This is a genomic window from Bradyrhizobium sp. AZCC 1610 (assembly GCF_036924515.1).
GTDB lineage: Bacteria > Pseudomonadota > Alphaproteobacteria > Rhizobiales > Xanthobacteraceae > Bradyrhizobium.
The window spans coordinates 3458884-3470467 of sequence record NZ_JAZHRR010000001.1 but is presented as its reverse complement, the minus strand read 5'-3'; the positions used below and the strand labels follow the sequence as shown (position 1 = coordinate 3470467).

12 protein-coding genes are annotated in these 11584 nt (G+C 64.3%); 11 read left to right on the top strand and 1 reads right to left on the bottom strand.

Features of this window, described 5'->3' with window-relative positions:
* Window positions 1-31: 31 nt before the first annotated feature.
* Entirely contained in the window at window positions 32-361 is a 330-nt protein-coding gene (gene erpA / locus V1279_RS17215; protein ID WP_334437999.1) for an iron-sulfur cluster insertion protein ErpA, read from the bottom strand.
* 103 nt (window positions 362-464) lie between these two features.
* Here erpA and V1279_RS17210 point away from each other — a divergent pair, with 103 nt between their 5' ends.
* The 11 genes from V1279_RS17210 to V1279_RS17160 all read left to right on the top strand — a co-directional run bounded on the left by V1279_RS17210 (window position 465) and on the right by V1279_RS17160 (window position 11530).
* A complete protein-coding gene (locus V1279_RS17210; RefSeq protein WP_334437996.1) occupies window positions 465-1673 on the top strand; it encodes a deoxyguanosinetriphosphate triphosphohydrolase in 1209 nt (402 codons plus the stop codon).
* A gap of 9 nt (window positions 1674-1682) precedes the next feature.
* Window positions 1683-3476 (top strand): arginine--tRNA ligase, encoded by a 1794-nt coding sequence (gene argS, locus V1279_RS17205; protein WP_334437994.1) that lies wholly within the window; start codon window positions 1683-1685, stop codon window positions 3474-3476.
* Between the two features lie 119 nt (window positions 3477-3595).
* Window positions 3596-5065: an SPOR domain-containing protein gene (locus V1279_RS17200; RefSeq protein WP_334437993.1), complete on the top strand. Its 1470-nt coding sequence runs from the start codon at window positions 3596-3598 to the stop codon at window positions 5063-5065.
* A gap of 46 nt (window positions 5066-5111) precedes the next feature.
* Window positions 5112-6134, top strand: coding sequence for a beta-N-acetylhexosaminidase (gene nagZ, locus V1279_RS17195; protein WP_334437992.1), 1023 nt, complete (start codon window positions 5112-5114; stop codon window positions 6132-6134).
* The gene (locus V1279_RS17190) at window positions 6131-6952 is read left to right on the top strand and encodes a segregation and condensation protein A (RefSeq protein ID WP_334437991.1); all 822 of its coding nucleotides are present in this window, start codon (window positions 6131-6133) and stop codon (window positions 6950-6952) included. Before nagZ ends, V1279_RS17190 begins: the two co-directional genes overlap by 4 nt.
* Before the next feature lie 17 nt (window positions 6953-6969).
* On the top strand, window positions 6970-7701 hold the full coding sequence (gene scpB / locus V1279_RS17185) for an SMC-Scp complex subunit ScpB (protein WP_334437990.1): 732 nt from the start codon (window positions 6970-6972) through the stop codon (window positions 7699-7701).
* A gap of 169 nt (window positions 7702-7870) precedes the next feature.
* Window positions 7871-8113, top strand: a complete 243-nt coding sequence (locus tag V1279_RS17180; RefSeq protein WP_108515979.1) for a twin-arginine translocase TatA/TatE family subunit — start codon at window positions 7871-7873, stop codon at window positions 8111-8113.
* Window positions 8114-8233: 120 nt separating this feature from the next.
* A complete protein-coding gene (tatB, locus tag V1279_RS17175; RefSeq protein ID WP_334437987.1) occupies window positions 8234-8749 on the top strand; it encodes a Sec-independent protein translocase protein TatB in 516 nt (171 codons plus the stop codon).
* On the top strand, window positions 8746-9564 hold the full coding sequence (gene tatC / locus V1279_RS17170) for a twin-arginine translocase subunit TatC (RefSeq protein ID WP_334437984.1): 819 nt from the start codon (window positions 8746-8748) through the stop codon (window positions 9562-9564). The genes tatB and tatC overlap by 4 nt, the downstream gene beginning before the upstream one ends.
* Window positions 9565-9714: 150 nt before the next feature.
* Window positions 9715-11148: a serine--tRNA ligase gene (serS, locus tag V1279_RS17165; RefSeq protein WP_334437982.1), complete on the top strand. Its 1434-nt coding sequence runs from the start codon at window positions 9715-9717 to the stop codon at window positions 11146-11148.
* Window positions 11149-11161: 13 nt separating this feature from the next.
* Window positions 11162-11530 carry a hypothetical protein gene (locus tag V1279_RS17160; RefSeq protein ID WP_334437980.1) on the top strand — a complete coding sequence of 123 codons (369 nt, stop codon included), beginning with the start codon at window positions 11162-11164 and terminating at the stop codon, window positions 11528-11530.
* Window positions 11531-11584: the final 54 nt, after the last annotated feature.

The following is an 11584-nucleotide window of genomic DNA, read 5'->3' as shown; positions in this document are numbered from 1 at the left end:
CGATTAGGCGAACGAATTCGCCTCTCAATGCTCAGACCGAAAAGCTCGTCCCGCAACCGCACGACGCGGTGGCATTCGGATTGACCACACGGAACGACGCGCCGATCAGATCGTCGACGAAATCGACTTCGGAGCCTGCGAGGAACGGCACCGAGGCCGGATCGACCAGCACCACCGCGCCCTCGCGCGCGATCACCAGATCATCCTCGGTCTTGGCGTGGTCGACGTCGAACTTGTACTGGAAGCCGGAGCAGCCGCCGCCCTCGACGGAGATGCGCAGCATGGCGCCGTCGCCTTCGGACTTGAGGATTTCCCCGATGCGGCGGGCGGCCCGCTCGCTGACGGTGATGGCAGTGGTCATGGCATGCTCTCCGGCCCGTCATACCCAATTCATTTGGTATGGGGCGTCAGACATAGTTAAGTGCGTAATCTCGCGGAATCAAATGGATAAGGACTAAAAAATCGTGTCGGTCGGAATGGCTGCCCCCCGCGCGCTTTATGGCTGCGACCCTGATAGGAGCCGCGGCCGGCTGTTCGCCGAGCCGCCGAGCAAGACCCGCAGCCCGTTCCGGCGCGATTGTGACCGGGTGATCCATTCCACCGCGTTCCGGCGGCTGAAGCACAAGACCCAGGTGTTCGTGTTCCACGAGGGCGACCATTACCGCACCCGGCTGACCCATTCGCTGGAAGTGGCGCAGATCGCCCGCGCGCTGGCCCGGCAGCTCGGCCTCGACGAGGACCTCACCGAAACCCTGGCGCTGGCGCATGACCTCGGCCATCCCCCCTTCGGGCATGCCGGCGAGCGGGCGCTCGACAAATGCCTCGCCGCCCATGGCGGCTTCGACCACAACGCGCAGGCGCTGCGGGTCGTAACCTCGCTGGAACACCGCTATCCCGAGTTCGACGGGCTGAACCTGACTTGGGAGGCGCTGGAGGGTATCGTCAAGCACAACGGCCCGCTGACAGAGCCGGGCGGGGCCCCGGCCGGGCCATACCGCGAAAGCGGGCTTCCGTTCGGCATCGCCGACTTCAATCAAAAATTCGATCTGGAGTTGTGGAGCTACGCCTCGCTGGAGGCGCAGGCCGCGGCCTTCGCCGACGATATCGCCTATGACGCCCACGACATCGACGATGGCCTGCGCGCCGGCTTGTTCAGCGTCGATGATTTGAAGGTCATGCCGCTCACCGCAGCTGTTATCGCCGAGATCGACCGGCATTATCCCCATCTCGACCATGCCAGGCGCGGTGCGGAACTGGTGCGCGAGCTGATTTCCTACATGATCGGGGCGGTTATGTCGGAGGCGGGCAGGCGGCTGGAAGCGGCGAAACTGCAATCCGCGCATGACGTCCGCCACCACCATCAGCCGCTGGTCGCGTTTCCGGAGCAAGTCGCGCAGGAGGAGGCCGAGATCAAGGCGTTCCTGAAGGAGCGGATGTACCGCCATGCGCGGGTGATGCGGGTGATGGGCGAGGCGGAAGGCATCCTGTTCGATCTGTTCGCGCGCTATCAGGAATCGCCGGGCGACATGCCGGCCGAATGGGTCGAGGGCACCGAGCGCGTAACGGAAGGCGAGCGGGCGCGCCGGATCGGCAATTTCATCGCTGGAATGACCGACCGCTTCGCCCTGATCGAGCACCAAAGGCTTTTTGACTCGACCCCGGATTTGCGTTAGGCGGCGGCCATGTCCGACAAGCCAGCCCCACAACATCTGTTCGCCGACGCGCTGGCGCGTGTGCAGGCGATCTGCGCCGCGCTCGCGGCCGACGGCCAATGGCCCGCCGGCATCGATTTCTCCCGCGTCGTGGTCGAGCCGCCGCGCGACGCGAGCCATGGCGACATGGCGACCAACGCCGCCATGGTGCTGGCCAAGGACGCCAAGGCGAAGCCGCGCGAGCTCGCCGACAGGATCGCGGAAAAATTGCGCGCCGACGATCTGGTGGATTCCGTCGAGGTCGCCGGGCCCGGCTTCATCAATCTCACCTTGAAGCCTCAGGTCTGGGCGGACGAACTGCTCACGATGCTGCGCGAGGGCGCGTCCTACGGCAAAAGCGCGATCGGCCACGGCGCCAAGGTCAATGTCGAATACGTCTCGGCCAACCCGACCGGACCGATGCATGTCGGCCACTGCCGGGGTGCGGTGTTCGGCGACGCGCTGTGCGGCCTGCTTGATTTTGCTGGCTACGACGTCACGCGCGAGTATTACATCAACGACGCCGGCGCGCAGGTCGACGTGCTCGCGCGCTCGGCATTCCTGCGCTACCGGGAAGCGCTTGGCGAAAACATCGGCGAGATTCCGGAAGGGCTCTATCCCGGCGATTACCTGGTGCCGGTCGGGCAGGCGCTCGCCGCCGAGCATGGCGACAAGCTGAAGGCGATGCCGGAGGCTTCATGGCTGCCGATCGTGCGCGCCAAGGCAATCGCCATGATGATGGACATGATCAAGGGCGATCTCGCGGCGCTGAACATCAAGCACGAGGTGTTCTTCTCGGAGCGGTCACTGATCGAGACCGGCAACAACAAGGTCACCGAGACCATCGATTTCCTGCGTGCCAAGGGCGACATCTACGAGGGCCGCCTACCGCCGCCGAAGGGCAAACCGGTCGAGGATTACGAAGACCGCATCCAGACGCTGTTCCGCGCCACCGCCTATGGCGATGACGTCGATCGTCCGCTGATCAAGTCGGACGGCAGCTACACCTATTTCGCCTCCGACATCGCCTATCACAAGAACAAGGTCGACCGCGGCTTCCTCGACCTGATCGACGTGTTCGGCGCCGATCATGGCGGCTACATCAAGCGCATGCAGGCGGCGGTGAAGGGCATAAGCGACGGCAAGGCGGCGCTCGACGTCAAGGTCGTGCAGCTCGTCCGGCTGCTGCGCGGGGGTGAGCAGGTGCGGATGTCGAAACGCTCCGGCGAGTTCGTCACGCTGCGCGAGGTGGTGGACGAGGTCGGCTCGGACGCGGTGCGGTTTATGATGCTGTTCCGCAAGAACGACGCCGTGCTCGATTTCGACCTCGCCAAGGTACGCGAACAGTCGAAGGACAACCCCGTCTTCTACGTCCAGTACGGGCATGCCCGCGGCCATTCGATCTTCAAGAACGCCCGCGAGGTCGTTCCCGAACTGCCGGCGGATGACGCCGCCCGGTCGGCCTGGCTGGGGGATGCCCCGGTGGAGCGGCTGACCGACCCGGCGGAACTTGGCCTCTTGAAAAGGCTGGCACTCTATCCGAGAATGGTTGAGTCGGCCGCGGTGGCACATGAGCCGCACCGAATCGCGTTTTATCTATATGATTTGGCCAGTGAATTTCACGCGTTGTGGACGAAAGGGCGGGATTTGCCCTATTTACGCTTCATTATAACTAATGATGCAGAGATCACGAGGGCGCGCTTGGCAATGGTTCAGGGCGTCGTCTCGGTTCTGGCATCGGGCTTAGCCGTTCTCGGCGTCCACGCCCCGACCGAGATGCGGTAGGCAGGGGGCGAAGGCCTTCACGAATGGGGGTTCGTGAGGGTATCTGGCAGGGGCCACGCTCGTCATGGTTTGTTTGACATGGCGAGTTGGCGCTGTCCCGTAGGGGATGCACCATCACGATGGCTGATCGATATCAGGACCGACCTTTTGCTTCCGCCGACCAGGCTCGCGGCGAGAGCGATCCGCTTGCCGAGCTCGCAAGGCTGATCGGGCAGAATGATCCGCAGGGGGCCGCGGCCAAGCCCGCGCCACGCCCGCTGCAGTCGCGGGCCAACGTGCGTCCGCAGCGCTATGACCCGCCGGAAGAAGAGCCCGATGCTCCGCCGAGCCCGCCGGCATGGATGCAGCGCGCGCGCCATGAAACTCCGCCGCCTCCGTTGCCTCTGCCGCAGGAATACGACGACGAGCCGGAGTACCAACCGGCGCCGTACCAACCGGCGCCGGTGCATCCCTTGCATCGCTACGCGGCCCAGCAGCCCAATTCGTCTACCCATGAGGCGCCAGCGCAAGACTACGACGAGGCTCCGCAACAATATGCCGACGAGCCGCAGCAGGACCCGTCGCGCTACGACGATGCGCTGTATGGACGGCTCGAAACCGGCGAGCACGACTATCAGCGCGATCCGGCCTATCCGGACGATCCCTACGCCTACCAGAACGAATATGAGGAAGAGCCCGCGCCGAAGAAGCGCTCGAGCGGCCTGATGACGGTCGTCGCGGTACTGGCGCTGGCCGTAGTGGGGACGGGGGCTGCCTTTGCCTACCGCACCTTTGTCGGTTCGCCCCGCTCAGGTGAGCCGCCGATCATCAGGGCCGACAACAGCCCGACCAAGGTGGTGCCGGCGCCGTCCGATGCGAGCGCCGGCAAGAACCCCGACCGCATGCTGCCAGGCGATGGCGGCGAGAAGCTGGTGTCGCGCGAAGAGACGCCGGTCGACGTCAATTCCCGCTCGGGGGCGCCGCGCGTGGTGTTTCCGCCGCTGAACCAGAACAACAGCCCGCCGCCGGTTGCGAGCGTCTCTCCGACCGGTCCGGCGCCGGCGACGGGTGCGAACGGCACGATGCCGAACAACGAGCCGCGCAGGGTCAGGACGCTCGCCGTCAAGGGCGACGCCGACAATGGCGGCCTGCCGGCAGGGGTCGCGCCGCCTGCAAGGCCGGCGCCAGCTTCGCGAAGCGCCGCTGCCCCGGCTGCCGCTCCCGCTGCGCCGCCGGCCCGTAACCCCGCGTCTGCCAATGCCAGCGCCAATTCGCCAATGTCGCTGGCACCGCAGGCCGATGCCGCGCCGCCGACCCGGATGGCGGCGACCAACCCGGCCCAGACGGCCCCTGCGGCCGGCGGTGGCTATCTGGTTCAAGTGTCCTCGCAGAAGAACGAAGCCGACGCGCAAGCCTCCTATCGCGCGCTGCAGGGCAAGTTCCCGAGCGTGCTGGGGTCGCACTCGTCGCTGGTGAAGCGTGTCGATCTCGGCGAAAAGGGGGTCTATTACCGCGCCTTCGCCGGCCCGTTCGGCTCGTCCGAAGAGGCGGCGCAGGTCTGCAGCAGCCTGAAAACCGCCGGCGGGCAGTGCTTCGTCCAAAGGAATTAACGGCGGTTTCCTTGACCCCGGGGCTATGAGGGGCCTAATCGGCCCCATGAGCAGCCGCGCATTCATTACGGGCGTATCGGGACTGGAACTGAGCGCCACGGAGCGCGAATTCATCCGTGGGACGCGGCCATGGGGCTTCATCCTGTTCAAACGCAATATCGAGAGCCCTGATCAAGTCTCTGCGCTTGTTGGGGAATTGCGACATTGCCTGGGCCAGGCGGATGCGCCGGTGTTGATCGACCAGGAAGGCGGGCGGGTGGCCCGGCTGGGGCCGCCGTATTGGCCGGTCTATCCGCCCGGCGCCACCTTCGGGGCGCTCTACGACCTCGACAAGGCGCTGGGGCTAAAGGCTGCGCGGCTCAGTTCGCGCTTGATCGCGGCCGACCTGATCGACCTCGGCGTCACCGTCGACTGCCTACCGCTGGCGGACGTGCCGGTGGCCGGCGCCGACGCCGTGATCGGCAACCGGGCCTATGGAACCGAACCGGCCAAGGTCGCGGCGATCGCCCGGGCGGTCACCGGGGGGCTGGAACAGGGCGGCGTCCTGCCGGTTCTGAAGCACATTCCCGGCCACGGAAGGGCCACTGCGGATAGCCATTTCCGGCTCCCGACCGTTGATACGTCGAAAGAAGAGCTGGAGCGGACCGATTTCGCCGCCTTTCAACCGCTGGCGGACCTGCCGATGGCGATGACCGCACATGTTGTGTTTAGCGCGCTAGACCCCGCCCAACCGGCGACGACTTCTGCGACAATCATCCGGCAGGTGATTCGCGGCGCGATCGGGTTCCAAGGCTTGTTGATGAGTGACGACGTGTCCATGAATGCCCTGGCGGGTTCGATCGCCGAACGGACCCGCGCCATTGTCAACGCCGGCTGCGACATGGTCCTGCATTGCAACGGCAAGCTCGACGAGATGCACGATGTGGCGCGCGAGACGCCGCAGCTGGCGGGCGAGGCCCTGGATCGCGCCAGGCGGGCGCTGGCCTCGCGAAAACAGCCCGAGCCCTTCGACCGGCAGGCGGCGCGGGCTGAACTTGAAGCGTTGATGGATCGGGTAGCAACGGCATGACGGCTGAGATTCTATCGTTTGAAACCGGACGGCCCGCCGAACTCACCGACGGCGAGCCATCGCTGGTCGTCGACGTCGAGGGCTATGAGGGCCCGCTCGACCTGCTGCTCACGCTGGCGCGGCAGCAGAAGGTCGATCTCGCCAAGATTTCGATCCTGGCGCTGGCCGACCAGTATCTGATCTTCATCGAGGCCGCGCGAAAAATCCGCCTTGAACTGGCGGCCGACTACCTCGTGATGGCGGCCTGGCTCGCGTTCCTGAAATCGCGGCTGCTGCTGCCTGAACCGGCCACTCCGGACGGGCCGAGCGCCGAAGAAATGGCGACCGCCCTGGCGAACCGGCTGCGCCGGCTCGAGGCTATCAGAGAAGCTGCCAACCGGCTGATGAACCGGCCGCAGTTCCAGCGCGATATCTTTCCGCGCGGCAATCCGGAAACCATCGCCGAAATTCGCCACCCCAAATTCACGGCAACCCTGTTCGACCTGCTCACCGCCTATTCGGCGCAGCGTCAGCAGCGCGTGCTGGCGACGGTGCATCTGACCAAGCGCACGGTGTGGTCGCTGGCGGAGGCGCGCGCGTCGCTGGAGCGGCTCGTCGGCATGTCCGAGGACTGGAGCTGCCTCGACGATTATCTCCTCAACTATGTTGTCGACCCCTCGCAAAAGGCAACGGTGTTTGCGTCGAGCTTCGCCGCTGCGCTCGAACTGGTGCGCGAAGGCGAGATGGAATTGAACCAGAAAGAGGCGTTCGCGCCGCTGTATTTTCGTAGGCGTCCGCCGCAGGCAGCGATGCCCGCGCCGGATATGACGGTCGAGTAGTGGAAGGAGACCTAGCCATGGCAAGCCTGGCGGAAAAACGCATGGAAGATGCCGAGGATCATCCCATCGACCAGAATACCGAGGTTGCGGCGCGGCCGGAGGAATTGCGGCTTCTCGAAGCGCTGCTGTTCGCCTCTGCCGAGCCGATCGATCAGGCGGCGCTTGCCAAGCGCATGCCCGATGGCGTCGACGTCAAGGCGGCGCTGGCGCAATTGCAGGCGGAATATGCCCCGCGCGGCGTCAATCTGGTGCGCGTCGCCAACAAATGGACCTTCCGCACCGCCGGCGATCTGTCGTGGTTGATGACGCGCGAAAGCACGGAGACGCGGCGCCTGTCGCGGGCCGCGATCGAGGTGCTCGCGATCATCGCCTATCACCAACCAGTGACACGCGCCGAGATCGAGGAAATCCGCGGCGTGATCACATCAAAGGGAACACTGGATGTGCTGTTGGAAACCGGCTGGATCCGCCCCCGTGGCCGCCGCAAGACGCCGGGCCGGCCGCTGACCTTCGGCACGACGGAAGCGTTCCTGTCGCAGTTCAGCTTGGAAGCGCTCGGCGACCTGCCGGGCCTGGAAGAGCTGAAGGGTACGGGACTACTGGATTCGCGGCTGCCTTCCGGCTTCAGCGTTCCGACGCCGTCCGACGATGTGGCGCTGCGTGAGGACGAGGATCCGCTGGAGGTCGGCGACAATCTGGAACTGCTGCTGGCACCGGCTGCCGAACCTGAAGAAGGCGGCGGAAGCTAGTTCCGAAGGCTCCGCCGACTATTCGCTCAGGTGGGGTTAATAATAGCCATAATACGTAGCCGCGACAGCGATTTGCCGCGGCATGGGTCCTTGTTTTTGACGCCTCTCGGGCCTACCTTCCGCCAAAGCTTGGCCGGAAGCCGGCCGTCTCTTTTGGAGGAGTTGCAGGATGGGTTCGCTTAGCATTTGGCACTGGATCGTCGTGATCGCAGTGGTCCTGCTGTTGTTCGGCCGCGGCAAGATCTCGGACCTGATGGGCGACGTCGCGCAGGGCATCAAGTCCTTCAAGAAGGGCTTGCAGGACGATGACAAGGCACCCGAAAAGCCCGCAGAGCCGGTGAAGACCATCGATCACAATGCGGCGCCGGCGCCCACCGCGGCGCGGACCGATGTCGGCAGCAAGGCTGTCTGAACCAGGCATCTTGAACCAGGCGTCAGTTTAGAGGATGCCGGTTGAGAAACGGCGCGGGCGGCTCCAAATCTTGGCTATGATGGATTGGGGCGCGGACGTCTCGCGCGAGCGGAAGAATTCATGTTCGACATCGGGTGGAGTGAACTGGTCGTCATCGCGGTTGTCGCGCTGATCGCCATCGGCCCGAAAGAACTGCCGGGCGTCTTGCGCATGGTCGGGCAATGGATGGGCAAGGCGCGCAAGATGGCCTCCGAATTCCAGGGCCAGTTCCAGGAGGCCATGCGCGAGGCCGAAATGGCCGACCTGAAGAAAAGCTTCGACGAGGTCAAGGACTCCGCGACGGCGCTTTCCCCCGGCACCCTCATGACCTCGCTGCAGAAGGATGTCGGCGACGCCCTGCAGATCGGCGACATCGACAAGCCTGCCGCCTCACCCAACGATGCGCAGGTGGCGTCCGCGATCGGCGAGCCCGTCACGCCGACGACGCCGGCCGCGCCGACGCCGGAGACCTTCGCCGAAGCCGAGGCGCATGTGGCGGCGTCCGAGCCGCTAGCGATCACGCGTGAAGTTCAGGCGGCGGCGCAGGATATCGCGCCCACGGCGCCTGACATTCTCAAGGACGCCAAAGCGTCATGACCATCGAGGATATCGAGGCCAGCAAGGCGCCATTGATGGATCACTTGATCGAGCTGCGCTCGCGGCTGATCAAGGCGCTGTTGGCCTTCGGTATAGCTTTCATCTTCTGCTTCTTCTTCGCCAAGCAGATCTACAACGTGCTGGTCTGGCCGTTCGTCTGGGTTGCGGGCGCGGAAAATTCGAAATTCATCTACACCGCGCTGTTGGAATATTTCCTGACCCAGTTGAAGCTGGCGATGTTCGGCGCTGCCTTCATCTCGTTCCCGATCGTTGCCGGGCAGATTTACATGTTCGTGGCGCCCGGCCTCTACAAGCACGAGCGCGGCGCGTTCCTGCCGTATCTGATCGCCACGCCGTTCTTCTTCGCGCTCGGCTCGCTTCTGGTCTACTTCATCGTGCTGCCGATGCTGGTGCGGTTCTCGCTCGGCATGCAACAGACCGGCAGCGACGAAGCCGCGCAGATCCAGTTGTTGCCGAAGGTCGGCGAATATCTGTCGCTGATGATGTCGCTGATCTTCGCCTTCGGCATCGCGTTCCAGCTACCGGTGATCCTGACCCTGCTGGGGCGGATCGGCATTGTCTCCTCGCAGATGCTGCGCGAGAAGCGGCGCTATTTCATCGTCATCGCCTTCGTGATCGCCGCTGTGCTGACGCCGCCCGACGTGATCAGCCAGGCCTCGCTCGCGATACCGCTGCTGGCGCTCTACGAGGGCGCCATCGTTGCGGTCCGTATGGTGGAAAAGAAGGCCGCGGCCGCGCGGGCCTCGACCACGCCTCCGCCCGCCAGCCCCCCGGAAGCCAACCCGGCGGAGTAGGGGCGGATCGCCGGCGTTTTGCCTATCATTGCGGCGCACTTCCTGTGATTCGTCATGCCCGGGCTTGTCCCGGGCATCCACGTCTTTTACAGACCGTGCGACAGAGACGTGGATGGCCGGGACAAGCCCGGCCATGACGGGAAATTGGTCATGCACGACATCAAATCGATCCGCGAAAATCCTGTAGCCTTCGATGCCGGACTGAAGCGCCGCGGGCTGGCGCCGCTGTCGGCTGCGCTGCTGGCGATCGACGAGAAACGCCGTGCGGCGATCCTGGCGTCCGAGCAGGCGCAGGCGCGGCGCAATGCGGCCTCGAAGGAAATCGGCGAGGCGAAGAAGGCCAAGGATGACGCGCGCGCCAGCAGATTGATGGCTGAAGTGGCCGAGCTCAAGACCACAATGCCGGAGCTCGAGCTTGCCGCGAAGACCGCGGACGAGGAGCTGGCAAAAGAACTTGCCGCGATTCCAAATCTGCCGCTCGACGACGTGCCCGAAGGCACAGACGAGCACGGCAATGTGCAGCGCCATGTCTTCGGAAAAATCCGCAACCACGCCTTCACGCCGAAGCCGCATGATGATCTCGGCGGCGCGCTCGGCTACATGGATTTCGAGGCGGCGGCGAAATTGTCCGGTGCGCGCTTCGTGGTGCTGAAGAAGGGGCTGGCGCGGCTGGAGCGCGCGATCGGGCAGTTCATGCTCGATCTCCATACCAACGAGCACGGCTACACCGAGGTCAATCCGCCGCTGATGGTGCGTGACCGTGTAATGTTCGGTACCGCCCAATTACCTAAGTTCAGTGCCGATCAGTTTCGCGTGGAGACGGAAGACGATCAAATAAGGCACGCGTACATAAACTTCGAACACTCCAAAAAGGCGGTTCTCGATTACGTTGAGAAATTCGGCGTTCAGGCGGCCCGAGACGAAAAACTTGAAGTACTCGGCTTCGAGTACAGAGAGAATCCAGATCGTCGATGGCTGATCCCGACCGCCGAAGTCTCGTTGACCAATCTGGTCCGCGAATCCATCGTCGATGAAAAAGAACTGCCGATGCGGCTGACCGCGCTGACGCCGTGCTTCCGCGCTGAAGCGGGCGCGGCGGGCCGCGATACCCGTGGCATGATCCGGCAGCATCAATTTACAAAAGTCGAGCTGGTCTCGATCTCTGTGCCCGAGACCAGCCGTGACGAGCATGAACGCATGCTGTCTTGCGCCGAGGAAGTGCTCAAACGACTCGATCTGCATTACCGCGTGATGACGCTGTGCTCCGGCGACATGGGCTTTTCCGCGCAGAAGACCTACGACATCGAGGTCTGGATGTCCGGGCAGGGCGAGGGCGGGGCTTACCGCGAAATCTCGAGCTGCTCGGTGTGCGGCGATTTCCAGGCGCGGCGCATGGATGCGCGCTCGCGTGGGCCCGACGGCAAGCCGCGTTTCGTGCACACGCTCAACGGCTCCGGCACGGCGGTCGGCCGCGCGTTGATCGCGGTCATGGAAACCTACCAGCAGGAAAACGGCGCGATCGCGGTGCCCGACGTGCTGCAGCCCTATATGGGCGGGCTCAAAACAATCGAGCGGGACAAATAGCGCAAAGCAAAAAATGGCATTGCATCGCGACATCTTTTGGATCGGGAGGCAATGGGCTGTTACCGGCCATGGGATGCAATTGATCGACCAGCGGCTGATGGGCGCCTTCGATATCGAAGTGGCCCGCCTGTGGGACGACGATCTGATCGAGCGTATGCATGCCAAGGAGTGGCTCAACGCCGCGGATTTCGACAAGGGGCTGGCGGTTGCGCGAACGCGACATCCGCGGCCGCACGCGGGATCGACTTCGGTCGTTGCGCCGCCCGTTCCAGCGATCGAGCCGATCGCGCCGCCAAAGCAACAATCGCCAGACCTTCAGATGAAAATCGATGGCCAGGCCCGGTTCGCGCGCCCCTGGCGCGTCTGGATGAAGAAAACATGAGGAAATGCGCCGGTTTGCCTCAGCCGCGATAGCCGGATAAGACGACGCCCAAAG